Origin of the sequence: Paraglaciecola arctica BSs20135, from assembly GCF_000314995.1 — a bacterium.
Lineage (GTDB): Bacteria > Pseudomonadota > Gammaproteobacteria > Enterobacterales > Alteromonadaceae > Paraglaciecola > Paraglaciecola arctica.
Genome location: NZ_BAEO01000060.1, coordinates 24,710 through 49,410, shown reverse-complemented (window position 1 = coordinate 49,410; position 24,701 = coordinate 24,710). Strand labels below are relative to the sequence as shown.

At 42.3% G+C, this 24,701-nt stretch carries 20 protein-coding genes and 1 pseudogene; 8 read left to right on the top strand and 13 right to left on the bottom strand.

Translation table 11 applies throughout. The features are described from left to right. Window positions 1-53: 53 nt before the first annotated feature. Complete coding sequence (locus GARC_RS19825) at window positions 54-728, top strand: hypothetical protein (RefSeq protein ID WP_007623645.1); 675 nt, start codon at window positions 54-56, stop codon at window positions 726-728. Between the two features lies 1 nt (window position 729). Further along, window positions 730-4,794, top strand: a complete 4,065-nt coding sequence (gene pulA / locus GARC_RS19820) for a pullulanase-type alpha-1,6-glucosidase (RefSeq protein ID WP_007623643.1) — start codon at window positions 730-732, stop codon at window positions 4,792-4,794. A gap of 83 nt (window positions 4,795-4,877) precedes the next feature. Here the strand turns inward: pulA and GARC_RS19815 are convergent, their stop codons facing one another. Beyond that, window positions 4,878-6,035 carry an iron-containing alcohol dehydrogenase gene (locus GARC_RS19815; RefSeq protein WP_007623641.1) on the bottom strand — a complete coding sequence of 386 codons (1,158 nt, stop codon included), beginning with the start codon at window positions 6,033-6,035 and terminating at the stop codon, window positions 4,878-4,880. 45 nt (window positions 6,036-6,080) lie between these two features. Further along, window positions 6,081-6,779, bottom strand: coding sequence for a type 1 glutamine amidotransferase domain-containing protein (locus tag GARC_RS19810; RefSeq protein WP_007623639.1), 699 nt, complete (start codon window positions 6,777-6,779; stop codon window positions 6,081-6,083). A gap of 119 nt (window positions 6,780-6,898) precedes the next feature. On the opposite strand from GARC_RS19810, the gene GARC_RS19805 reads away from it, so the two are divergent. Next, window positions 6,899-7,831 (top strand): LysR family transcriptional regulator, encoded by a 933-nt coding sequence (locus GARC_RS19805; protein ID WP_007623637.1) that lies wholly within the window; start codon window positions 6,899-6,901, stop codon window positions 7,829-7,831. Between the two features lie 56 nt (window positions 7,832-7,887). Here the strand turns inward: GARC_RS19805 and GARC_RS19800 are convergent, their stop codons facing one another. Next, window positions 7,888-8,913, bottom strand: a complete 1,026-nt coding sequence (locus GARC_RS19800) for a LacI family DNA-binding transcriptional regulator (protein ID WP_007623636.1) — start codon at window positions 8,911-8,913, stop codon at window positions 7,888-7,890. 328 nt (window positions 8,914-9,241) lie between these two features. Here GARC_RS19800 and GARC_RS19795 point away from each other — a divergent pair, with 328 nt between their 5' ends. After that, a complete protein-coding gene (locus GARC_RS19795) occupies window positions 9,242-10,714 on the top strand; it encodes a sulfatase family protein (protein WP_226989241.1) in 1,473 nt (490 codons plus the stop codon). Between the two features lie 86 nt (window positions 10,715-10,800). Beyond that, window positions 10,801-11,910, top strand: coding sequence for a dienelactone hydrolase family protein (locus tag GARC_RS19790; protein ID WP_007623634.1), 1,110 nt, complete (start codon window positions 10,801-10,803; stop codon window positions 11,908-11,910). Between the two features lie 253 nt (window positions 11,911-12,163). Here GARC_RS19790 and GARC_RS19785 read toward each other — a convergent pair whose 3' ends face one another. The 3 genes from GARC_RS19785 to GARC_RS19775 all read right to left on the bottom strand — a co-directional run bounded on the left by GARC_RS19785 (window position 12,164) and on the right by GARC_RS19775 (window position 15,528). Further along, the gene (locus tag GARC_RS19785; RefSeq protein WP_007623633.1) at window positions 12,164-13,516 is read right to left on the bottom strand and encodes an alkaline phosphatase PhoX; all 1,353 of its coding nucleotides are present in this window, start codon (window positions 13,514-13,516) and stop codon (window positions 12,164-12,166) included. Window positions 13,517-13,579: 63 nt separating this feature from the next. Continuing rightward, window positions 13,580-14,818 (bottom strand): ABC transporter permease, encoded by a 1,239-nt coding sequence (locus GARC_RS19780; RefSeq protein WP_007623632.1) that lies wholly within the window; start codon window positions 14,816-14,818, stop codon window positions 13,580-13,582. Further along, on the bottom strand, window positions 14,812-15,528 hold the full coding sequence (locus GARC_RS19775; protein WP_226989240.1) for an ABC transporter ATP-binding protein: 717 nt from the start codon (window positions 15,526-15,528) through the stop codon (window positions 14,812-14,814). The genes GARC_RS19780 and GARC_RS19775 overlap by 7 nt, the downstream gene beginning before the upstream one ends. A 144-nt stretch (window positions 15,529-15,672) precedes the next feature. Between GARC_RS19775 and GARC_RS19770 the strand changes: the two genes are divergently transcribed. Further along, on the top strand, window positions 15,673-16,221 hold the full coding sequence (locus GARC_RS19770; RefSeq protein WP_226989238.1) for a DUF3299 domain-containing protein: 549 nt from the start codon (window positions 15,673-15,675) through the stop codon (window positions 16,219-16,221). 67 nt (window positions 16,222-16,288) lie between these two features. Then, on the top strand, window positions 16,289-16,948 hold the full coding sequence (locus tag GARC_RS19765) for a DUF3299 domain-containing protein (protein WP_007623628.1): 660 nt from the start codon (window positions 16,289-16,291) through the stop codon (window positions 16,946-16,948). A gap of 104 nt (window positions 16,949-17,052) precedes the next feature. Here GARC_RS19765 and GARC_RS19760 read toward each other — a convergent pair whose 3' ends face one another. The 7 genes and pseudogenes from GARC_RS19760 to GARC_RS19735 all read right to left on the bottom strand — a co-directional run bounded on the left by GARC_RS19760 (window position 17,053) and on the right by GARC_RS19735 (window position 22,051). Then, window positions 17,053-18,063: a CobW family GTP-binding protein gene (locus GARC_RS19760; RefSeq protein WP_007623626.1), complete on the bottom strand. Its 1,011-nt coding sequence runs from the start codon at window positions 18,061-18,063 to the stop codon at window positions 17,053-17,055. Between the two features lie 273 nt (window positions 18,064-18,336). After that, a pseudogene (locus GARC_RS27830) lies at window positions 18,337-18,444 on the bottom strand (SEC-C metal-binding domain-containing protein); the annotation flags it as partial. A gap of 302 nt (window positions 18,445-18,746) precedes the next feature. Further along, window positions 18,747-19,421 carry a DUF1826 domain-containing protein gene (locus GARC_RS19755; protein WP_081587591.1) on the bottom strand — a complete coding sequence of 225 codons (675 nt, stop codon included), beginning with the start codon at window positions 19,419-19,421 and terminating at the stop codon, window positions 18,747-18,749. Then, window positions 19,418-20,623, bottom strand: a complete 1,206-nt coding sequence (gene zigA, locus GARC_RS19750) for a zinc metallochaperone GTPase ZigA (protein ID WP_007623617.1) — start codon at window positions 20,621-20,623, stop codon at window positions 19,418-19,420. The genes GARC_RS19755 and zigA overlap by 4 nt, the downstream gene beginning before the upstream one ends. Window positions 20,624-20,635: 12 nt before the next feature. Further along, window positions 20,636-21,040 carry a MerC domain-containing protein gene (locus GARC_RS19745; protein ID WP_007623616.1) on the bottom strand — a complete coding sequence of 135 codons (405 nt, stop codon included), beginning with the start codon at window positions 21,038-21,040 and terminating at the stop codon, window positions 20,636-20,638. Continuing rightward, window positions 21,015-21,527: a Fur family transcriptional regulator gene (locus GARC_RS19740; protein WP_007623613.1), complete on the bottom strand. Its 513-nt coding sequence runs from the start codon at window positions 21,525-21,527 to the stop codon at window positions 21,015-21,017. The genes GARC_RS19745 and GARC_RS19740 overlap by 26 nt, the downstream gene beginning before the upstream one ends. Window positions 21,528-21,529: 2 nt before the next feature. After that, window positions 21,530-22,051, bottom strand: coding sequence for a ZrgA family zinc uptake protein (locus tag GARC_RS19735; protein ID WP_039990113.1), 522 nt, complete (start codon window positions 22,049-22,051; stop codon window positions 21,530-21,532). Between the two features lie 210 nt (window positions 22,052-22,261). Here GARC_RS19735 and GARC_RS19730 point away from each other — a divergent pair, with 210 nt between their 5' ends. Continuing rightward, complete coding sequence (locus tag GARC_RS19730) at window positions 22,262-24,700, top strand: TonB-dependent receptor (protein ID WP_007623609.1); 2,439 nt, start codon at window positions 22,262-22,264, stop codon at window positions 24,698-24,700. The last annotated feature ends 1 nt before the right edge of the window (window position 24,701 follow it).

The following is a 24,701-nucleotide window of genomic DNA, read 5'->3' as shown; positions in this document are numbered from 1 at the left end:
TCAACAAACTGTTGCGCAAGTGTATTTAGCATCTAACAACAAAGGCTTTAATCGTGAAAACTGCACCAAAAATATTGACATTATTATGCTTACTGTTCGCATCTGGCGCTCATGCCAATTTAATTGCCAATGGTGGATTCGAAAGTTGTAACTTTAACGGTTGGGATACCTACACTGACAGTGACGTAAATACCGTGCAAAGCGGCGATTTTAATATAATTAATAATGCTGGCGACTGTCAGGCCGAGATCAATATTGATCTTAATAACGGTACTACCGCGCTTTATGCCAACACCCTGTCCACTGAACTTGATTTAAGTGTCGCGGCTAATTCGCAATTATGGCTAAGTTTTGACTGGGATTTTTCTGGATTTGACGATGGTAGTGAATTCGCCGATGTATTTTTTGTCAATTTTATTGATGATCTCGGCAATATTACAGGTGCTGATGGCTCTCTCGGCTTCTTAATTGACCCGACTAGTGCATACGGTTCTGGCACTTTCTCTATGATGCTTGATAGCAGTTTTAATAATCAACCGGGCTGGTTTTTGGATTTTAACTTAGAAGCTGGTTATACCCCTGATTCATATTCCTCAACTTTGTTAATCGACAATGTGACACTTTTAGCCATACCCACAGAAGTGCCAGCGCCTCCGATGACAGCCTTGTTACTGCTTGGTAGTGCGGCCCTATTTTCGCGACGCAAACAATCCAACAGGACTCGTTAATATGAAATCATTTATTTACATAAATATGCTACTGATGTTGCTATTGACGCCTTTCGCCCATGCAACCTGGCAAGATGCTGAAAATGCAGAGTTTAGCTATTCGTCGCGGCCAATTTTTGATCGGGTCAATCGTCAGTACAGTTCAATAGTCACTCTCACCAACACAGGTAGTGATATCAGCGCGCCTATGCGGGTACTGTTTGATGCCAGCAGTCTTCAAATTATGAACAGCCAAGGTGCTGAAAACGATCTACCTTTTATTACCTTAAACATCAATGAACTAGCAGCGGGTGCGACACATAAGTTCACTGTTAAGTTGAGTTTGACCCGTGCAGCGTTATCCATGCAAATGCGTCTACAGGCCGATCTTGTTCCTGTAGGTGCGCCAGGAACTGGTTTGCAACTTGAAGAAAATCAAATCGCTTTATTTTATCAACGAGAAGACGCTAACTATCAAGGCTGGGGCTTACATTTATGGAACGGCGAAGACTGCGGTGACTATGCAGCGCCCACTAGTGACAGTACCCATTTTGGCAACTGGGGCGATCCTTACCCTGCTGATGGCGAACACCCTGTGTATGGCGCTTATTATATTTTAACCATTATTCCTGGGGCATCTTGTTACAACTTCATTATGCACAACGGCGATAACAAAGCCCTTGGCAATGATAACAGTCGATTTGAACCCGCCAATGGCCAGCAAGCTTTTACTTTTCATGGCTACCCAGAGTTATGGTATGAACCCCTTGTCTCTCGCCCTTTTACTGTTGATGGTGCCAAAGCTCACTGGATAAATACCAATACTTTGGTGTGGTTAACTACAGGCAATGCAGTTGAATATCGTTTATACACATCTGCCGATGCCAGTTTGTCTCAGGTTAATGATGAAACGTTAGATGCTGCCAGCTTTACCCCATTAACTATGGCTATTGTCGACCCAGCTGTGTATGCCCAAGATCCACAACTTAATGGCTTTAGTGGGTTTACCATGAACCTCAGCGCAGAACAGGCAAAACAATGGGCCAAACAGCAATTACTTGCTGTGGCACTCGACGCCCAAGGCGAACTAATAGAAGCCACCCGAGTACAACTTCCCAGACTCTTAGATAATTTATATACCAGCGCTGCGAGCGATGCCGATGAAGCCCAATTAGGAGTCTCGTACAGCAATGACAGTATTACGGCTAATCTTTGGGCACCTACTGCTCAAGCAGTAAATATCGCGGTGTTTAACAGCAATAAACAAGCCCTTTCCAACCATGCTATGACTTTGGATGATACAACCGGGATTTGGTCTTACAGTGGGGCAAAAGCAGACTTAGATAGGCAGTTTTATCGCTACGATGTCACTGTATACCATCCGCTTACTGAACAAATTGAACAATTAACCACTACTGATCCCTACTCTGTTAGCTTGGCGACCAATGGACGTTACAGTCAGTTTGTCAGTCTTCAAGATGCGGACTTAAAGCCGGCTAATTGGGATGATCACGTTGTGCCCACCATCATAGACGCCGAAGATGCGGTGATCTACGAAGGGCATATCCGTGACTTCAGTATTCTGGATCAAAGTACCAGTGTGGCCCATCGTGGCAAATACATGGCCTTTACCGAACTCAACTCTGCGCCTATGCAGCATTTACAAGGTTTGCAGCAAGCAGGGTTAACTCACTTTCACCTATTACCGGCCAACGATATTGCCTCAATCCAAGAAGATACCAGCCAACGAGTGGATGTAACCGATACCGTTGCCAAACTTTGCCAACTGAATAACACGGCACCGGTTTGTGGAGTAGAAAATAATCAATTAACTTTATTACAGGTATTGGAAAGTTACGATCCCTCCACCACAGATGCACAAGCATTGGTTGAGTCTATGCGTGCCTTTGATGGATTTAACTGGGGTTACGATCCGCAACATTTTGCCGCCCCAGAGGGTAGTTATGCAACAGATGCTGATGGAGTCAGCCGTATTCTAGAAATGCGCGCCATGAACCAATCTTTACATCAAATAGGCCTACGGGTGATATTGGATGTGGTGTATAACCATGCGGCATCATCTGGCCTATACGATAACTCGGTATTGGATAAAGTGGTGCCTGGATACTATCACCGCCTGAACGAAACCAGTGGCCAAATTGAAAATTCCACCTGTTGTGAAAACACCGCCACAGAACACAAAATGATGGCCAAATTAATGAATGATTCATTGGTGAGTTTTGCCGAACATTTTGGCTTTGACGGCTTTCGTTTCGACTTAATGGGGCATATTCCCAAACAGGCTATTGTAGATGCACGTGAAGCGGTACGCACTGTCGATGTCGATACCTACTTTTATGGTGAAGGCTGGAACTTTGGAGAAGTGGCAAATAACCGCCGTTTTGAGCAAGCCTCACAATTAAATATGGCCGGCACTGAAATAGGCACTTATTCTGATCGCCAGCGTGATGCAGTGCGCGACGGCGCTATGTTTACCGGCGGCAGCATTAGCGAGCAAGACGTGATCCGTGTTGGTCTGGTGGGTAATGTTGGCAGCTATCAATTTGTTGCAGCTAGCGATGCTTATATATCAACTTACGATTACCAGTGGAATGGTCAGCCAGCAGGCTACAGCATTGATCCTGCCGATACTATTAACTACATATCTAAACATGATAACGAAACCTTGTGGGACAAACTGCAATACGCTTTGCCTGCCAATTTAGGCGTACAAGACAGAGTACGTATTCAGAATGTGGCGCTATCTATACCCTTATTAAGCCAAGGTATTCCTTTTTTACATATGGGTTCAGATTTAATTCGCTCTAAGTCTATGGACAGAAATACTTATGATGCTGGTGACTGGTTCAATCGTGTTGATTTTACCCATGCCAGTAACAACTGGAATATAGGTTTGCCTCTGGCTCAAGATAACCAAAACAATTGGGGTAACATCAGTCCAATTAGCGCTAATTCCAATTCTGACTTTACGACCACTGATGTGCAGCTTTCAGCGACTGTGTTTAAAGAGTTTTTACAGATCCGCAGCGACAGTAAGTTATTCCGCTTAAATAGCGCCGAGGATATTGCCCAGCGTATTAAGTTCTACAACACTGGAAGTCAGCAAGTTCAAGGCCTGATAGTGATGAGTCTTGACGATGGTATTGGCTTGGCGGATATAGATGACAATAATGACGCGATAGTCGTGATTATCAATGGCAGTGCCTCAACACAATCTGTCGAGGTGAATAACGCCAATGCTTTTGTATTACATCAAAGTCAGCAACAATCAGCCGACCCAATAGTTCAAACAGCTACTTTCAACAGCGGTACTTTTACCGTACCCCCGTTAACCACTGCGGTGTTTGTTAAACCACAAGATGGTTCACAAGGTTATGGACTATCGGCCCTGCCCCCTTATGGTGAACAAAGTATCTATTTACGTGGTGATTTTAATTCGTGGGACACGTCATTGCCCTTTAGCTACCAAGGTAACGACAGCTACGCATTAGATGCAGCCCTATTGCAAGGTGATTATCAGTTCAAAATTGCCGATCAAGATTTTGCTGCGGTCAACATAGGTGGTCAATTCACTATGCCAGTGGGTTCCCCGGCAACCCTTACCAATGGAGCCAACAATTTAAGCTTGAGTTTGATTGCTGATGGCAACTATAAGTTTGTATTAGATGCTGCCAATGGCAACAACCCAACCTTAACCATCATTCCGGAGGACCCTAATGCCATTCCTGCGCCTTATGGGAACCATGTGCCTTTGTTACGGGGCGACATGAATGGCTGGGGCACTACTTCACCTCTAAGTTACGAGGGTAACGGTATTTATCGAGGAGTATTTAATATCGGCGCAGGCAGCTATAACTTCAAAATTGCCGATCAAGACTGGGGCGGAAGTGGTGGTTTAAATCTGGGAGCCAATACTGATGTTGAATTGCATACAGTCGTCACCCTGTACCCTGGTTCAAACGATAATTTGCATATCAATATACAAAACACTGCAGATCTAATTTTCGAGTTAGATGCCAGTAATTTAGGCAGTCCAACATTGACTGTGACTGAGCAACTAGAGTAATCAAACAAATGACTGAGTTACTCAGTCATTACATCAAAAGGGGCGCAAGCGCCCCTTTTATTTACTATTCGAATAACTAAAAATTAAAGTGCAGTGACTAATATTTCACGGCTAATCTCAGGTGTTACTGCGCTATGTTCACCCAACTTCAGCATACCGTGTCGCGTCAATTTTTCGATTAATAAATCTATATCCGCTTCACCTAAATCAACCTGAGATAAACGTGTTGGCACCTGCATCTTTTCAAAAAACTGCTCGGTATGTTCAATTGCACCATTAATACGTGAATCTTCATCACCTTCAGTCAAATTCCAGATACGCTCAGCATACTGTAATAATTTTTCACGTTTCGCCTCTTTACATACTTTCATCACAGCAGGTAATACTATTGATAACGTACGTGCGTGGTCGATGCCGTGAGTACCTGTTAATTCGTGTCCAATCATGTGTGTTGTCCAATCTTGCGGCACACCTGCTCCGATCAAACCATTAAGCGCCATAGTTGCCGCCCACATAATATTTCCACGAATATCTAAATCTTTGGACGTTTCAGGCGCCAGTGCTTTTGGCCCTTCTTCAATTAAGGTTAGCAAAAGTCCTTCAGCAAAACGGTCTTGTACTTTAGCGTTGACGCTATAAGTTAGATATTGCTCCATAGTGTGTACAAACGCATCCACAACACCATTGCCTACCTGACGATCCGACAATGACAGAGTTACCGCAGGATCAAGCACTGCAAATATAGGACGAACCAACGGGCTGTTGAAAGGCAGTTTATTACCATCACGAGTTACTACCGCACCTGTATTCGACTCAGATCCAGTTGCAGGTAGAGTCAGTACACAAGCAAGAGGTAATGCTTTTTTAATACGTGTCTGTTTGCTCACTATTTCCCAAGGATCATCACCTTCGAATAAAGCTGCAGCTGCGATAAATTTAGAACCATCAACCACCGAACCGCCACCGACCGCTAGAATAAAATTGATATTATTCTCTTTAATAATATCTTGAGCCTTCATTAACGTGTCGTAACTTGGGTTTGGCTCGATGCCCGAAAATTCAAACCAAGTATGATTAGCTAATGCTGCTGCAACTTGATCATAAACGCCGTTGCTTTTGATGGAGCCACCACCATAAGTCACCAATATTTTGGCATCACTAGGGATCTGTTTACTTAATGAAGCGATTTGACCTTCACCAAAACGAATTTGGGTAGTATTTTGAAAACTAAAATTTAACATGAATAATATTCCTCACTATTTCTAATATTTTTCAGCACTTAAAGCCTAAGCTAAAATTGCCAATAATTTTTCTGCGGCTAATTCTGAGCTTGCTGGATTCTGGCCGGTAATTAATAGACCATCCCGTATTGCAAATGCACTCCAGTCAGCAACCTTTTGATATTTACCGCCGCGCTTAATCAATTCATCTTCTAGTAAAAAAGGCACAATTTCGGTTAATTGTACTGCCTCTTCTTCACTATTAGTAAAACCCGTTACCGTTTTGCCTTTAACCACATATTCACCATTAGCATCTTTAACATTCAAAAATGCAGCAGTTGCATGACATACTGCGGCTACTGGCTTGTTGGCAGCTAGGAAGTTTTCAATTAAAGAAATTGATGTTACGTTTTCGGTAAGATCCCATAATGGTCCGTGACCACCTGGATAGAACACTGCGTCATAGTCAGCAGCGTCAACATCAAGTAATTTTGCAGTATTAGCCATTAATTTTTGTACTTCGCTATCCTCATCATAACGCTTGGTTGCTGGCGTTTGAAAATCTTCCAATTCACTCTTAGGATCAATAGGTGGCTGGCCGCCAGCTACAGAAGCAATACTCACTTTTATACCTGCATCGATAAAAGCATAATAAGGGGCGGCAAATTCTTCTATCCAGAATCCCGTCTTTTCACCACTATTACCTAGCTCAGCATGTGAAGTTAACACCATTAAGATGTGCTTAGCTGTTTGTTGTGTTTTCATTATCTTTTCTCATCTGTCTTGAATTTGAAACAAGTTTAAACCTCTATCAAACTTCTAACAATACAGAGAAATTAGACAACATTGTTCGAACAATTGATACAATATTGCTATAATGGCACATGAACTTATATTTTGAACAACTCAAAAGCATGGTGGTATTTGCTCAAGTTATTGAGCAAGGTAATCTCACGGCGGCTGCCAAACATATAGGTTTATCCCGAGCTGTGGTCAGTTATCACATTAAAAAGCTGGAATCACAGCTTGGGGTGAAACTACTCAACCGTACTACGCGATCAATTTCATTAACTGAAGCTGGTGCTGAGTATTACCAGTCATGCCGAATCATCGCCGAGCGGGCCACCACTGCTAACCAACAAATAGAGAATCTTAAAAACGAACCCGAAGGCTTGTTAAAAATAACCTGCCCTGTCAACGTGGGTTTGCAAATGGTAGTACCCGCACTGAATAACTTTCGCGATTTGTATCCCAAAATTGACTTAGATGTAATGCTCACTGATGAGGTGGTGAATATCATGCAAGAAGGCATCGACCTGGCTATCCGAGGTGCTCCATTGCTTGATTCGGGTTTACAAGCAAGTAAGCTTTCTACACTACAGACCTGCTTATGCGGATCGCCAGATTATTTCAAAAAGCGAGGTCGGCCAAAGGTTCCCACTGATTTACAACAACACCAGTGGGTTGTGTATAAATTGACCGCGGGAACCATTGAGCTAAGTAAAGACAATCTTTCATACAGCGTTGCAGTAAAAGGCGGGATCAGTACCAATAATGCTGCTGCACGTACTGCTTTTCTTGAAGGGGGGCATGGCATAGGCAGGGTGCCAGTATATGACGCATGGCCCAAGATCCAAGCGGGTAAGTTAGAATCAGTATTAGATGATTACCAGCTAAAAGACATCAACATATATGGCGTTTTCCCACCTGGCAGCGCTACCTCCAAAAAGCTACGACTGTTACTCGATTATTTAAAAGAGTATTTCATTAAGATTGAGCGCCAAACAAAACATGCGGTGCCTAGCATTAGAGGCTAAGGTATTAAAAACCACATTAAGATTACTGGGCCGGAAATCGATTCCTGTATCGGTTTTTAGGAAATTAACGGTCCACATGAGTTTCTAATTAACAATTCGCATTTAGGATTAACTATCTCAGTAACATCCTCTTTTTGAATGAATTTCCTAATGAGTAGTTTTGCAGCTTCATAGCCTAATTCTGTTACTGGTTGCCTTACAGTCGACAAGGGTGGCCACAGGTATTCGACTACTGGGTCGTCATCAAACCCCATCACAGACAGGTCATAAGGGATTTTTTTATTGAGCTGTGAAGCCACGCGATAAATAATTGAGGCACTAGCATCATTAGTAGTGAATATAGCTGTTGGTGGATTTGGCAATTTCAATAATCGACGTGCTGCATGTTCAACAATATTGGCTTGATACTCATGCTGCTCAACTAGTTCTGGTCTTTCCTTAATGTCAGCTTCGGCTAAGGCTTTTTTATAACCCTCGTATCGCCAATTCCCTGCGGCGTGACCTACCAAATAATTAATAAAACCAATTTCAGTATGCCCAAGTGAAATTAAATGTTGAATAGCTTTCTGCGTTGCAGACACCTCATCACAATAAACCAAGTCGTTACCATTAATGTCACAAGGAGAAATGCGCACTAATGGAATATTTTTCTTATTTAAAAGCTCCAAGAGTAACTGATTCTCGCATAGTGGAGGGGGTAATATGAAACCATCTGGATTAGAACGCTCTATCATATGCATAACACTGGACATAAGGTTCTCTCCGCTATATTTGATAGGACGGATCAGGACGTCATACCCGAGTTCATCACAGGCACTTATAGCCCCGCCTATTACCATATTTGCGTAGAAGTTCCCTCGATAATCAAAGTAAAGCACGGCAATAAGGTATGATTGTTTTGTACGCAAACGCCGCGCATTAAAATCCATTTTATAATTAAGTTCGATGATCGCTTTCTTTACTTTGACTACATTTGCTTCTCGAACGCGCGGGTCGTTATTCAGTATTCTGGACACTGTTTTAATTGAAACCTTAGCCACTCTGGCTACATCATGAATAGTATTATTTTTTGCTTCTTTCATGTTCCATTTACCGTTACTTTCCGTTTAGCGCTAATTAAAGCCAGCTATTGTTACTGCATTTTAACCTATTAAGTATGTTTTTGTCTCAAGAAAAACAAAAGACAACGTTACTACTTATTAATATACATAACCAATTATTATACAGAGACATATATTAAACTACTGATTTAAAATAAATTTATTATATACCCATTATTGAAACCCCAAAAGACAACGATTGTAACTTAAGAGCCATACTGCTATTGTTAATAAGTGGTTAAAATAATGAAAAACCAAACCGATCAAGCAATACCGAAGCTGTATTTAGTATAAGTAACTGGGATCTATCATGATGAAGAAAGTAAAATCACCCCTAATTTGTAACGCAATACTGTGGTTCGCAAGTATATATTCTACGAACATTTATGCAGCAGATCTCGACAAGGTGACACCGCCCAATATCATCATCATATTTGCAGATGATATGGGATACGGGGACATGAGCAACAATGGGCACCCAACACTTAAAACCCCTAACCTCGACAAAATGGCGGCTGAAGGTCAGAAGTGGACTAATTTTTATGTTGCAGCGCCAGTTTGTACACCTAGCCGTGCGGGGTTAATGTTGGGTAAATATCCTGTCAGGGCTGGTTTGGCGTCTTCAGCTCCGTATCGAAACGTTTTCCGTGAAGATTCACTTGGCGGAATACCAGATAGCGAACTGACAATTGCCGAAGCGTTAAAAGCCCAAGGTTATAAAACTGCCATGGTAGGTAAATGGCATTTAGGACATATGCCTGAGGCACTGCCTACACATCACGGTTTTGATAGTTGGTTCGGCGTTCCTTATTCCAATGATATGAACCAAGATTGGGGTTTGATCAAAAAGCTAAATGGTGACGATTGGAGTTTAGCTAACTGGAGTAAAGGCAAGCAATGGACTCATCCCAAACCAGAGTATTTCAAAGTACCCTTGATGCAGGATGAAAAAGTACTGGAATATGGACCCAATCAGCATGAGTTAACAAAACGTTATACTGACAAGGCAACAGCCTTTATCAAGGAAAATAAACAACAACCCTTTTTTCTTTATTTAGCTCATGCCATGCCTCACGTGCCACTTTTTGCTTCTGAAGAGTTTACTGGCCGTAGTACCCAAGGATTATACGGTGATGTGATGGAAGAGCTTGATTGGTCAGTTGGCCAAGTCTTACAAACTCTCCGTGAGCAAGGCATTGCAGAAAATACTTTAGTGGTATTCAGTTCAGACAATGGTCCGTGGTTATTGTTTGAAACTATGGGTGGTAGTGCTGGACCTTTTCGTGGCGGGAAAAATGAAACTTTAGAAGGCGGCCTGCGGGTCCCTGGATTCTTCTGGTGGCCGGGACATATCAAACCTGAATTGGTACATGACATAGGTTCAACAATCGACTTATTACCCACACTTGTGAGTGTAGCCGGTGGAAAAGCCCCAGAAAATTCCGATGCCTATGATTTATCAGATACCTTGTTGCAAGGAAAAACTGGCATTCGAAATGAATATTTTTATTATCGAGGTGATCAAATTTATGCTGTCCGTAAAGGCCAATATAAAGCCCATTTCTTGTTTAAAGAAGCATACGGCAATCCAGAGGTTATCGAGTACCAACAGCCCATACTTTACGATTTAAATGCTGATCCGGGCGAGAAGTATGACATTGCAAAAAACCATCCTGAAGTGGTAACAGCACTACAAAAAATGCGAGCTGAACAGATAGCCAGTGTAAAACCTGTAGTGAACCAACTTATCCGTTGCAAAAAAGGCTCACGATTCTGCCCATAAAGCAGGATTTCATGCTCGATAAACACTCGCTAAGTTTACTAGCGACTTCAGCTAATAAATAGAATTTAACAGTAGGAAAAAAGATTATGAAACACCGTACATTGTTCAATCAGAACACACTCATATTTAAACCATTGTTACGACAGTTTGGTTTGTTGTTTATACTTTTGACTAGCAGTTGCACGATTTTCGCTGAAACGTTAAAAGTGCCACAAGTGGATAGTAAAACCTTTGCTACTGAGCCTCTTAAATTAGCCAATGGAATAAGTGGCACTCTGGTTACATTTAGCAGCCACTCCCCTGCTGATTACGCCAATATTATTAATGGTAATCTTGGTCCAGCGGTAGAATTAAGCGCGCAGTTATTTATGCCCAACAACACCAAATCCTCGTCAGTGCCAGCGGTAATTATCAACCCCGGTAGTGGAAATATTGGCCCTCATCATATTCATCAAGCGGTTACACTCAGCTCAGCTGGGATTGCCGCGTTAGTGATCGACCCTTTTTATGGCCGAGGCATAACCGATACTATTAGCGACCAAGGTCAAATGAGTTTTGCCGCTAGTACTTATGATGTGCTTGCAGCCGTAGAAAAGCTACGTCACTCTCCCGGGATAGACTCAACACGTATAGGTGCAACCGGAGGAAGCAGAGGCGGTACCGCAGTGATGATGGCCATAGCAGCGCCACTTAGCGAAGTAGTATTCGGTGAGGACAAAGCCATTCGAGCTGTTATGGCTGGTTATCCTTGGTGCGGCGTGCAATTCAACCGCCCGCAACTAGCCAAAGGAGCATCCCTCCTTGTTTTGCACGGTGATGCTGATGATTGGGTTTCACCTATAAAATGCCAAGGCGCAGTGCAGGCACTGCAGTCTGGTGGCAATGATGCCCAGATAATGATGTTTCCAGACGCGCGACATGCTTTCGACAGAGAAGGAGTACCGCCGACTGAAATTGCTCACGCAACATCAGTGGTAAATTTTCATATTTTATATATCAACAATCATGGTCAATATTTCGATCCAAGAAGTGGAAAAATGGACCCATCCTTAACAGCAAAAGAATTATTTACTTATGCTGCCACAGGCGGATTTATGAAAAAAGGCGTGCATATTGGCTCAACTGGCAATCAGGCGGCGGAATATACCCAAGAGATGCTTTCTTTTTTCGAAAAACAATTAATGCAACACCCTTAACTTAATAGTTATGTAAATAGTACGCTTTGGTTTACATTGCTCGAAATTTTTGCTTTTTAAGTCGGTAATTTTATTAATTGCTCCCATTAACGCTACGATACTTACACAACTCGGCATTAAACAATTTATTTGAGAGCTTTAAACCTCGCCTTAAATGGCGAGGCAAAATCTTCTTACACTGTAGCTTCAATATCCACTATTGATATTTAAACACTCAGACTATTAATTTAAAAAACTAAAGCGCTAGCTAGCGCTACCACGTCCAAGGGCCTTGTATTGCAAGAGTTTTGGTTGGGGAATAGACATTAACAAATAGGGTTTTAGTGTCAGGAGAAAAACATGCTCCGGCAAGTTCGGTTTGTTCACGCAATTTGGCAAAGGCATATAATTCGCCGTTTTCGCTCACGCCACGAAGATGATTGTCTACTACCTCTGTGTATTGGTCTTCGCAGACTAATAAATGTCCATTTGGCATCACGGTCAAATTGTCTCCAAAGTTATATAAAGACTTATCTTCACTCTCTACAAATAATTGTATTTTTCCTGGCTGAAGATCCTCTTTATCTGTTCCTTCATAGGGTGAAGGAACATATTGCATGATTTGTCCTAATTGCTCTAAGCCACCATTAGTACAACAAAAATACAATTCCTTTTCTCCCCAATGGATCCCTTCACCACGGGCAAACAACGCAGCCCCTTTTGAATAACCTTGCAAACGCAAATCATCTTCTGGACTTTCAGGGTTAGTGAGGGTAATCCACTCGATATCTAACCATTGGCCCTTATTCATGGTGATGCCGGTCCAGTTGCGTGTATCGTATTGAGCTTTGCTTTTTATTACCAGAGCTTGTAATTTCCCCCCTTTGGCGAGATCTCCATAAGCATTTGGAATAAAACGATAAAAAAGGCTGTCACCGCGATCCTCAGTTAAATAAACAATACCAGAGGCTGGATCCACAGCAGCTGCTTCATGGTTGAAGCGGCCCATTTTTTTAAGTGGGATGGGTTCAACCGGTCCTTTGGCCGTTGCCGGTACTTCAAAAATATATCCGTGTTCCTGACTAATAGTGCCATTAGGTATATCGACCGATTCTTCACAGCTTAGCCAAGTCCCCCAAGGCGTGACACCACCAGCACAATTACGAATTGTGCCAATCAGGCTGAGAAATTCCTGTTCTTTTTTGCCAGTACCTAGATTGTAAACAATAGTGCTAGTCCCCCCAGGTAAAGCGACCCCATTAGAATAAGTATCATAGGAAAAGTTACTTTTATGGTTTTGCAGGGATTGTGGTAACTTAGCGATATGGTCAGGGTGTAATTCATGATTACGGATCAATGCCACGCGCTCCCCATCTAGCGGCAGGCAACCCATGCCGTCAGCCCTATCTGGCACGTCCAAACCATCCGACATTTTTTCTCCTAAGGTCGAAATAATCCTATAGCTAAAACCTGCAGGTAGATCCAATAAACCTTTATCGTCGACAATCAAAGGTCCATAGCCCAAAGTTGCTTTTTCCACGTTGAGATTGTTGCCCAATGCGCTTTTTGCAAGTCCTGAAAAAGCCAGGGAAACCACTCCTAAATTAAACTTCCGACGAGTAATCATAATTGTCCTTTTTCTAATGTTTACAGTTATACACAGACATAACACCAATATTAATGATGATAATTAACACCTTGATGACAACCCCACATTTAAGGCATTTTTATAGGCTTCAATAGCGGGAAGCAGCGAGGTTATAATAGAGGTAACCACAATAACAGCGACTACCTTGAGAGAGTCTATTGACAATAGGTTGCCACTCAAAAACAAGCCATATTCGGATGCCAACCAATCACTCGACAAGGTTAAGGTTAAACTGATAAGCCCTATTGCAGCCACTATGACTAGAACAATTAAGAGCAGAGCTTCTATCAGTACCAATGCAAAAATAACGCTTGGGCTTGCACCTAACACTCGCAACACTGCAATTTCATTTTTCCGTTGCTGCATGGATGCCAGCAACATAGTAGACAAGCCAAAAAGTGAAGAAATTAACACCAAGATGCTGATCACCAGTAACAGGTTTTCAACTGTCGCCATCATTTGCCATAACTCAGTCATCGCCACACCAGGCAGAATAGCCATTAACTGATCTTTTTGGTAATTGTTGATTTCCCGTTGCAGTTTGAAAGTAGCCATTAGTGACTTCAAACCTAACATTACCGCTGTCATACTTTCGGGGGTTAAGTTAACTGAGGTGGGGTCACTTAGCAGTTTCTTTTGTTGAGATGGCGACAAATGAATGGCTTCTATCGCGTTTAAGCTTACGTGAATTGTTTTATCAACTGGTGTACCGGTTGCTTTGAGAATGCCGCTTATGACAAAAGGTGTATTGTCATGCTTGGCAAAACTAACATTCCCTATACCATGGGCTATGACTATTTCATCACCGACTTGGTATTTTAATTGTTTCGCAACATCTGCACCTATAACAGCCTGAAATAGCTTGGAAAATGGCACGCCGGCAGCAAACTCAAGTGCTTGCTTGTTAGCATATTTGAAATGTGCAAAATAATTTTCATTGGTCCCCATCACTCGGGATCCACGATGAGAGTCACCTAATAAAATTGGAATAGTCCAAGCGACGTGTTGGTTTTTACTCAGGGTTTCAAAACTCTCATAAGCTATATTATTGGTGGGGTTTCCCATTCTGAATACTGAGTACAACAACAAATTTAACTGGCCACTAGGTGCGCCTACAATAATATCCACAGCGGATATTGTTCTATTGAAACTTTCTTTGGCATTTTGACGAATATGTTCAACACTGAGTAATACGCTGATGCTAATCAACAAGGAAAAAAACGTCAAAATAACCGATTTACGGCGGCTTCTTAAACTACTCCACGCAACAGATACTAACATTCTACAGTCTCCACTGGTTTTAGCAGTGATGATATTTCAACACTCGCGTCAAAAAAACGCCGTAAATACATGTCGTGGCTGACAAAAACCAGAGTAGTGGTAGTGAGTTGGCAGATCTCAATCAAGATTTCCATAAAAGCATCCCGAGCAGCGGCATCTAACGCAGAAGTCGGCTCATCCACTAGCAATATTTCAGGCGCATTAATGAGAGCCCGAGCAATGGCAACACGTTGCTGTTGTCCGACACTTAAAGAGCCTGCGGGTCGTTGCAACACATCTGGGTCGAGCTTGAGTTTCCTTAGCATTTCACTGGCTTTCTGTTCAACCTTACTTTTTGCATTACCACCAAAATAGGCTGCAAGCTGAATGTTTTTGAGCACACTTAAGTACGATATTAAATTAAATTGCTGAAATACCACGCCTATATGTTGTGCCCGAAACTTATCTTTGCGACGGGAATAAAGACTAGAAAATTCTTGTTCTAGCAGTTGTATTCCACCCTGAGTCGGACTTAGCACGCCCGCAAGAAGATTCAGCAAGGTGGTTTTACCAGAGCCGGATGCGCCATGCAAAAAGACTCGTTCTCCACGCTTTAGGGTCCATCGGGGAATGAATATTCCTACGGCATATTTAGTCTTTGAGTAGCGGTGGTATACACCTTTAACGTCAATCGCCAGAGACTCTTTAATTTTTAAAGCACTTGATATCAATTTAATTCCCGAGCCGTACTCTTGTTATTTGTTGTGGATATACACCCCATAGATGATATGTTATAACATATTAATCACACTTAGCTAATCTATTCTTTTTACAGAGGTAACATGCTCAGTTTTCAGCACATCACAATGGGGTTTATGGCTTTAATATTGAGTGTCTTGCCAGGATTTTCTGTGGCGGGGCCGCAACAAGTACAAAAATACGAGACACTAGAATGGATCGCACTCATGCCACAGGACGACCTTGATGCACTGATGGATCCACCGGATTTTTTGTTAGATATTCAAGATGGCTCTGAACAGGACTCTATGGAAACTTTTGGTGAAATATCGCCAGATGATCTGAAAACCCAACGTTTTCAGCAAGCCTTACGCTCAACACAAGTCATTGATACTTATGATAATATGGCGATCCGCTTGCCGGGGTTTATCGTACCCCTGCAAACAAATGAAGCGCAATTGGTCACTGAATTTTTTATTGTGCCTTATTTTGGAGCCTGTCTGCATATGCCTCCACCTCCTCCCAACCAAATTATTTATGCAGAGCTAGAAAAAGGTTTTGCACTGGATAATTTATATGATGCTTTTTGGTTTGAAGGCGTGTTATCCACTGAGATTATACAGAATGATTTGGGTGCATCCGCTTACCGAATGCGGCTCGATAATGTTATTCCTTATCCCGAATGAATGAAATTTTGTAAACTCTTTATTCCCTATGTTTGCAGCGCCTTGCCATGAGAAGTTGTCAAAACCAATGCTCAATAACAGATTAAAGTTTGTGGCTTTTCTAGGTTTGTTCTTTGTAGCTGGCATACTATTGACTATGTTTTTTCAGAAAGTCAGCCCAGCGATAAGCGCCTTTTGGAATGCCGAAAAAGTGTGGTACGCCACGCCCGACCAAGCATTGCTAAAAGCGTTTAACACTCAGCAAATATCGCTCTTGGGATGGGAGGCGCTAATCCCCGTGGCAGAAAAGGAGGTACTCGCTCATTATCAAACAACTGAAAACGACTTTAGTAAGCAGTTAGCTCTGTCACTGCAAGCAAGCAGTGATCCAGCTTATAATTCAGCCTTGTATTCAACGAATACAGTCAATGAAACACTTGAGCAAGCGGTGTCTATTTCTGGATTTATCCTGCCCATTGACGTCAGTGCCGACAGGAGTATTAAAAGCTTTTTTCTGGTGCCTTATTTCGGTGCCTGTATTCATTATCCGCCACCACCGCCTAATCAGATGATTTTTGTGCAGCTCATAGATGGATTTAAAAACATTGAATTACATAAGGCCTTTACCTTGTCAGGTATTTTGAGTCAGGGTCTATTCGAGGATCCGTTAGGAACCTCGGCCTATCGATTAAATTTAGTTAATATCAAACCCTATCAAGGGCAACCTGACGACTTACGCCAACACTGACGTGCCCGTTTCGGGAGGAATTCAATACTTAGGATTATCGGTCGTTTTGATGTATAAAGTGTGCAATAACTATTAGGCTTAGGCGTATTTTTTTAAATAAGAAGCTACTCTGGATTTTGCAAACATTGCATTAATGCCAACTCCCATGTGTCATCTATCCCATTCGATATAATTTCTATTTTACTTTCTAGGCAATCATCTAGCGGGATCTCAGTTAGCGCATCACCAGTCAGGTTATAGCCAACCACACCTGCATCCGTAATGAAGACGGCCTTCATTCGTTCAACCCGTAGACCTGCTAAAAATGAAAACAGCAATTTATGATTGAAAACTTTTTTGGGTGAAAATCGCCAACCAATACTACTAAACCCCTCTCCCTCGTTCATCGCTTTTACAAAACCGCATGCTGGTATCGCTAGCTCTGAAACCAGTGGTTTTGTTTGAGTTTTGTGATGGTGATGATGTATTGGTATAGGGGTGGTTGTGGTTAAACCTTGCAATGCTGATAATGGGATCTCCCCATATTGAGTAAATATTACCTCAGCGTGAGTTTGCCCGTGCTGTTTGACATAAGCGATTAACCTTGACTGTTCCTCCTCTTTATAGAGATCCAATTTATTACCAATAACAACATCTGCAATGGCGATCTGCTGATTAAATGTATCGTGACTAGTATATCTCTGGTCAGAGAGTTTTCTTGCATCTACCAGAGTAAGTGTTTTATGCAATGATAATACATCCTGATAATGTTCTGCTGAGAGTGTCTGTAACACTTCTTTGGGATGCCCGAGACCTGTGGGTTCGATGAGTAAGCGATCGGGCTTGGCTTTGGCCAACAATTGGTTTAATGCAATATGCATAGGCAGACCCGCGGCGCAACACATACAGCCACCCGGCACTTCACGAATGAAAATACCCTCAGCATGCGTGTATTGGCCTTCAAGCAAACTTCCATCCACACCAATCTCACCAAATTCATTGATCAGCACTGCCCAGCGCTCCCCCTTTGGTTTATGTTTGAGTAGCTGCAAAATTGCAGACGTTTTCCCCACACCTAAAAATCCGCTAATGATGTTGGTGGGAACAGATCGAATAGCTAAGTGTTCAGTGTTCATTTTCGCTCGTTATATTTTCGTTATATGTAAGAGGTATAACTGACTATTGCATAACGCTACAAGGCCCACTGCAAAGCATGTTTCCCTATTAGGTATTTTAGAATGATGAGTATAATTTCTTAATAAGATATAAACTCAATTTAACATTCAACCTATCCCTTTTTAGGTTTTTGAAATATTTATTAATTTACTCACAAAGCTGCAACAATGACAGTACTCAGATAGCGGTTGGTTGAATAGGCTATCCTTGCCCTTAAGATGCCAATTCAGAGTTTATCTATTTTTGCCGCAACACTTTTTAAACTTGCGACCATTGCCGCAAGGGCAAGGGTCGTTACGACCCACTTTGGGCTCGACGCGAACAACAGGATTTGGAGGGGCGCAGCAACTAGAGCGACTGCAGCAGGATGCTTGGTTGATTTCTGACTCAGAAGCAGGCATTTGATTATTTTTAGTCATGGATAGTCCAATTCCTTGAATGTTATTTGTGAGTAATGACCAGGTATTACAGCCGATTTAGTTCGATAATATTTGCTAGTTTTGCCCGTCCCCTCCTAACCGTTAACCCAGTTTCGTCATGTTTTTGCTGAAACTTGAGTACCTGCAACAGGAGTCCAGCCACAATGAAATTATTATTGGTCAACAAGGCATTTTTACTTAACTGAGTGCTCATGTATCACTTACTAAACAAAGTCCAATGTCATCACTAGCCGTTTTTCATCAGAGCTTGCAGGAGGGGAACGATGCACTAACCCTGCCTCTTCGTTGCCTTGCCATAACTCCCCTTTAAGTAAGGCGACATGTCCCGTCGTCACAATTTGAATATCATCGGCGTTCAAATAGAATCCAGACTGTTCATCACCAAGCCCCTGACTTTTAAATCCCAGTTTGTCGCGGTTGACTCGGTCATGGGAAAGCCATTGTGTGCCGTTGCCACTGTATGTGGTAATTAAACGGCAGGGAATTTTGTCTACATGAAAACGCGGACACATAGCATGTTCGAGAACGTTAAGGCGAAAACCGACTTGTTTCAGGTCAAAAAGACAAGAAAACATGTCGATTAATTCGGCGATGTTGTCCCGCAGGGCAGCAAGGTTTGGAAAATCCTTCAGAATTTCATTCAGCTCCTGATTAATTGCATCAGACTTAATGATTTTGGTGATACTCAAGTTTGGTTTGCCCTGCAGATATTGTTCAATATCTGTGAGCAGCTCTGCTGACAACTCCCGTTTCCAGATGCACATGTTGATGTCTTGGGCATAAATATCGGTCAAAACAGCGGGACTGTGTGACTCCGAGGACCTCCTTACTTTTTCTGGAGGTTGCGCTATTTCCGTCAAGACTGATGTATTGTTCATGCTTCGCTCTCCCATTCAGGAAAAGGATCGGCTAAGGTTTTCCAGTGGCATTTTCCTTGCAAAAGCTCCTCATCTGACAACAGGCAATGATTCAATGCATCAGTAACAGCCTCCTGATCTAAATTTTGTCCGATAAACACCAATTCTTGTCGCATATCACCAAAAGGTTCTTCCCATAGTTTTTCTATGGATGCCAAAGAATCTGCGTCGCTAGGCCATTCAGATTTGGGCACTGCTTTCCAGAACATACCGCCAAACCCATAGTGGGCAATACCACCAGCCTGATTCCATTGACCAGCAAACTCTGGGCGCGAAGCTAACCAAAAATACCCTTTAGAACGAATTAACTTACCGAATTTATCTGTGCCGTGCAGAAACTCATGAAATTTTTCAGGATGGAAAGGCCGACGGGCTAAATAGCTGAAACTCGCAATGCCATACTCTTCGGTCTCAGGTGTATGCTCACCACGTAATTCTTGCAACCATCCGGGGGCTTGTTGCGCTTTGTCAAAATCAAAAAGCCCAGTACCAAGCACCTCTTCCACATTAATTTGTCCATGACTTATTGGAATAATACGCGCCTGCGAATTCAGATTTTTTAAGATGCTGATTAATCGATTAAGCTCTGTAATTCCCACCAGATCGGTTTTACTAACTAAAATAACATCGGCAAATTCGACCTGATCTACCAGTAAGTCTGTGACACTGCGCTCGTCTTCTTCACCAAGATGTTCAGCTGTTTCTTGTAAGTACTTTGCTTCATCATAATCGTTGAGAAAATTAAGGGCATCGACCACTGTGACCATGGTATCCAGATCTGCAACGTCGGATAACGAGATACCGTTTTCATCCGCAAAAGTAAAGGTTTCAGCTACCGGAAGAGGTTCCGATATACCTGTCGATTCGATAACCAAATAGTCAAACTTTCCCGTTGCTGCCAACTTGCCCACCTCTAACAATAAATCTTCCCGTAACGTGCAACAAATACAGCCATTGCTCATTTCAACTAACTTCTCTTCACTTTGATTTAAAGTGACTTCATTTTTTAGGATTGATGCATCTACGTTGATCTCACTCATATCATTCACAATGACGGCAACCTTTTTGCCTTGACGGTTGTTCAATATATGGCTAAGTACCGTTGTTTTTCCCGCACCGAGAAATCCTGATAGGACAGTGACCGGCAGTTTAGGTTGTTGCATATTTTTTGACTCCTAATGATGAGGTTCTGGACGCTTGTTTTGTGAGCGCAGTTGATAGTTACGAATATGGCTGTAGGCAATGATGCTTGAACCCAATACAGTAAAAGCCACTTCACCGAATTCACCAAAAAGTTCATGCCCCCAGAAAGCAGTCAAAATAAGCATTATTAACCCCAAGGCGCCAATTAAAAAAACCCGATGACTGCGGTGATGTAGATATCCCATTAGCATGGCAATCGAACTAATTGGGACAACTGCGTATAGCAACCATGTATGGAATAGCTCATCGTTAAAGGCAAATACACCGGATAATGACGGGATTAGAATTAGAAGAATAGGTAAAAAAAGACAGTGAACCACACATAATAGTGATAACCCCACTGCTGCTTTGTCACTTATTTGTTGGATTTTGACCATTAAAGTCTCCTGGTGAGTGTTGATGAATATTTGATTGGCATTTTTTGCATAAGCTATTGAGCTCAATTTGTGAACCCGCACTGATAAATCCGCGGCTTTCAGCATGGTCTGATAATGCATAAATAAGATCTGCCGCTATGGCAACTTCTTCTATCTGTTGGCACGAAGTACAAATCAGAAACAGCGGTACTTGGTCTTCACTTCTCCCAATGGGATGTTTACAAATAATGTATTTATTTATTGAATGAAGGTGATGAACTAGTCTAATAGATGCCAAAAAATTTAGGATCCGGTAAACCGACATCGCCATAATGGGTGAGTTAACTAGCCGGTTATAATCATCTGTTAGCTCATAGGCTGATTTTGGTGTTTCTACTGTGAATAACACTTCCAACATATGTTGACGTGTTTCCGTGAGTCTAGACCCCGTCTTTTCACAAATATTCTTGGCAATCTGGATAAAATCCCTAGCGTCCATAGTATTCATAATTACCACTCTATATAGGGATGGCTGCGGGTAAGAGTCAGCATTCCCTGACTATTTTCCAGCAGCCACTGCAGCTCTATGGCATTAAGTGATGGCATAGTTTCAAAGATTTTCACATATACCTGAGTAATCGCATCTTTACAGCTGAATTGATATTCAACTTCTATATCATGGTGATCTTGCTCGTTATCATGTTCATGATTTTTATGGAGCTCATCCCCATGTTGGTTTACCAAGGAATGTGCGGCTTTTATTAGGGCACACCGACCATCAACTTCAATAACAGCTGCGTTTTCTTGTAATTTCTTAGCAAGTGACTCAATCTTATTTTTCTGTGCTTGAGTCTCTGGAACATGCTCGAACCCTAAGCTATCAGCGGCCGGTAAAATCAATTGCATATGCCACTCTGTTCCATCCTGGGATATCAAAAGCTGACCTTGACCATGTGTATGCTGCTGGGCGTTGGCTGAAAATCCCATACTGAACAGGAATATAAGAGACAGCCGAACCCATACCTTATTCATAAACAAAACTAAGTTTCCCCCGCTACTAGATTGACTCTCTACTAAAAACGATACATCGCAGACTGATGAAAATAACCGTTTCAGCAGTCCACGCAAAAAAATAATCATATGAAACATATATGGTATTGAAGACCTGTTTGATTTTCATTTTGATACAATATAACATAACATCAAACTAATGATATAGTATAACATTACACTGGAGTTTAAATGTACAAAATATCACGGATTGCGGCTGTTATAAGTACACTGCTACCTGTTGTTGCCATGGCACAATCAATAGAAGGGGTAGTAATAAATAGTGATGGTAAAGCGATTGCTGGTGCGACGGTTCGAGTGGATGGGGAAAATACTCAAACCATCACAGACAGTAAAGGGCGCTTTATTTTCAACAAATTAAGTACTGGCATAAATGAAATCCATATCTCTGCGGCAAATTATGCCCACCTGCATCAAGACATAATGTTGGCCGATGACAAAGTTAAAACCTTAACCTTGTCTCTCAGTCGCTCACCCATTGAAGTAGTCGATATCGTTGGCACACCTATACATATGTCAATTATGGAGTCTGCATCACCGGTAAGCGTTTTGGCCGGTGAAGCATTGCGTCGCCAACAAGCGTCTACATTGGGTGATAGTCTGGAAAAATTGCCAGGGGTGAATACCAACTTCCATGGCAATGTGGCCAGTACCCCTATTATTCGTGGCTTAAGTGGCCCTCGTGTATTGATTGCACAAAATGGGCTTGATGTGAGCGATGTGTCTAGAGTTGGTCCAGACCATTCAGTTGCATCCGAAGCGTCAACGGCACAACAAATAGAAGTGTTACGTGGCCCAGCAACACTCTTTTATGGTAGCGGCGCAATAGGTGGTGTAGTTAATGTGGTTGATGGGCGTGTGCCTACCGATAACACTACACAAGGCGAATGGTTACTGGAAGGCAACTCTGCTGATGAACAAAAATTGGGTTCCTTTAATTTAACAACAGGTATGGACTCGTTTGCCTTTTATGCTGATGGTTATTATCGAGAATCCAGTGATTATGAGGTGCCTATCGCACCAGAGCTAGGTCACGATGAAGAAAATGGAGCCCATGATTTTGTCGTTGAAAACAGCAGTGAAAAATCCGATGGCATTACTTTAGGTGCAAGTTACTTATTTGATGAAGGCTATTTTGGTGTTGCGGTAGAGCAATTTAACCGCGAATACGGCATTCCTGGCCATAGTCACTCAGAAGAGGAAGAAGATCACGATCACGACGAAGAAGAAGAAGAAAGTGTCTTCGCCGACTTAGAACAAACCCGAGTACAATTATTGGGTGAGTATAATTTTGCCGGGAAGGTGGTTAATAAAGTCAATTTTCGAGGTGGCTTTACCGAATATGAACATGCCGAAATTGAAAATGGTGAAACAGGTACTTTATTCGAAAACGAAACTCAAGAACTCAAAGTAGATATTCATCATAACCCTTTTTCAGAGTGGAATGGTGGCCTCAGCTTGCATTATAAACGCAGTGAAGTGGCGGCCCAGGGAGAAGAAGCCTTTACTCCCCCATCAGAAACCCAAACTATTGCATTGGCTATGATGGAAGAAAAGCACTTTGGCGAGGTACTGTTTCAGCTAGGTGCCCGCATTGAGCGCGTGACCCTAGAGGCAAACAACCTGCTACTGCCAACTTTGGAAGCTCACGACCATGATGAAGAAGAGCATGAGCATGAGCATGATCATGAAGAAGATGAAGTGGAAACCAGTACCACCCGTGTATTTGCTGTTAAACATCAATTCACTCCAGTCAGCTTATCAGCAGGTTTAGTTTGGGATTTCACCCCAGGTTATAATCTAGGAATTTCAATCTCACGCTCAGAGCGTGCGCCTTCGGCATCTGAGTTAATGTCGTTTGGTCCGCATATTGGTACCAGTTCTTATGAGGTAGGCGCCTTGTTCGCTTTGCATGAGGATGACGGTGATACCCATATTGATTTAACCGACGAAAACACTGATATTGAAACCGCCAATAATATCGACCTGACTTTGCGGAAAACACAAGGTGATCTCGGCTTTGTTTTTAATACCTTCTATAACCAAGTGGACAATTACTACTATCAAACTGATACAGGTCTATTTGCCGAAAGTGGTCATGACCATGGTGAAGAAGATGTACATGATCATGAAGAAGAAAGTGATGAACATACCGATGAACTACCTGTATACATTTTCAAAACCGATGATGTGATCCTCCATGGTTTTGAGGCACAGCTTGCTTGGCAGGCTAGCGATGAATTTAAAGCCGCAGTGTTTTCCGATTATGTCAGAGCCCGTTTAAAAGACGGTGGTGATTTACCTCGCACCCCCCCCATGCGTTTTGGCACCCAGTTTAGCTATGAAAACGAGCGATTAAGTGCGCATCTGGATATTACCCGCTATCAGAAGCAAGACCGTGTTGCTGCCCAAGAAACCCAAACAAATGGATATACGCTGGTTGATGCCAGTATTTCCTACGACCTACCGCTCTTTAATCAGGATATGGCTATCTATCTCAAAGGCAGCAACCTAACGGATACCGAGGCAAGAGTGCATAGCTCGTTTATTAAAGATATTGCTCCACGCCCGGGCCGCAGCTTTGCTTTGGGCATTCGTGGCTACTTCTAAT

Bases quoted from the DNA above. Each gene is read 5' to 3' on its own strand.
- GARC_RS19760 (WP_007623626.1), bottom strand. From the start codon at position 18,063: ATGAACACTGAACACTTAGCTATTCGATCTGTTCCCACCAACATCATT.
- GARC_RS19740 (WP_007623613.1), bottom strand. From the start codon at position 21,527: ATGAATACTATGGACGCTAGGGATTTTATCCAGATTGCCAAGAATATT.
- GARC_RS19765 (WP_007623628.1), top strand. From the start codon at position 16,289: ATGCTCAATAACAGATTAAAGTTTGTGGCTTTTCTAGGTTTGTTCTTT.
- zigA (WP_007623617.1), bottom strand. From the start codon at position 20,623: ATGCAACAACCTAAACTGCCGGTCACTGTCCTATCAGGATTTCTCGGT.
- GARC_RS19755 (WP_081587591.1), bottom strand. From the start codon at position 19,421: ATGAACAATACATCAGTCTTGACGGAAATAGCGCAACCTCCAGAAAAA.
- GARC_RS19810 (WP_007623639.1), bottom strand. From the start codon at position 6,779: ATGAAAACACAACAAACAGCTAAGCACATCTTAATGGTGTTAACTTCA.
- GARC_RS19785 (WP_007623633.1), bottom strand. From the start codon at position 13,516: ATGATTACTCGTCGGAAGTTTAATTTAGGAGTGGTTTCCCTGGCTTTT.
- GARC_RS19790 (WP_007623634.1), top strand. From the start codon at position 10,801: ATGAAACACCGTACATTGTTCAATCAGAACACACTCATATTTAAACCA.
- GARC_RS19745 (WP_007623616.1), bottom strand. From the start codon at position 21,040: ATGGTCAAAATCCAACAAATAAGTGACAAAGCAGCAGTGGGGTTATCA.
- GARC_RS19800 (WP_007623636.1), bottom strand. From the start codon at position 8,913: ATGAAAGAAGCAAAAAATAATACTATTCATGATGTAGCCAGAGTGGCT.
- GARC_RS19815 (WP_007623641.1), bottom strand. From the start codon at position 6,035: ATGTTAAATTTTAGTTTTCAAAATACTACCCAAATTCGTTTTGGTGAA.
- GARC_RS19780 (WP_007623632.1), bottom strand. From the start codon at position 14,818: ATGTTAGTATCTGTTGCGTGGAGTAGTTTAAGAAGCCGCCGTAAATCG.
- GARC_RS19735 (WP_039990113.1), bottom strand. From the start codon at position 22,051: ATGAATAAGGTATGGGTTCGGCTGTCTCTTATATTCCTGTTCAGTATG.
- GARC_RS19805 (WP_007623637.1), top strand. From the start codon at position 6,899: ATGAACTTATATTTTGAACAACTCAAAAGCATGGTGGTATTTGCTCAA.
- GARC_RS19795 (WP_226989241.1), top strand. From the start codon at position 9,242: ATGATGAAGAAAGTAAAATCACCCCTAATTTGTAACGCAATACTGTGG.
- GARC_RS19770 (WP_226989238.1), top strand. From the start codon at position 15,673: ATGGCTTTAATATTGAGTGTCTTGCCAGGATTTTCTGTGGCGGGGCCG.
- GARC_RS19730 (WP_007623609.1), top strand. From the start codon at position 22,262: ATGTACAAAATATCACGGATTGCGGCTGTTATAAGTACACTGCTACCT.
- pulA (WP_007623643.1), top strand. From the start codon at position 730: ATGAAATCATTTATTTACATAAATATGCTACTGATGTTGCTATTGACG.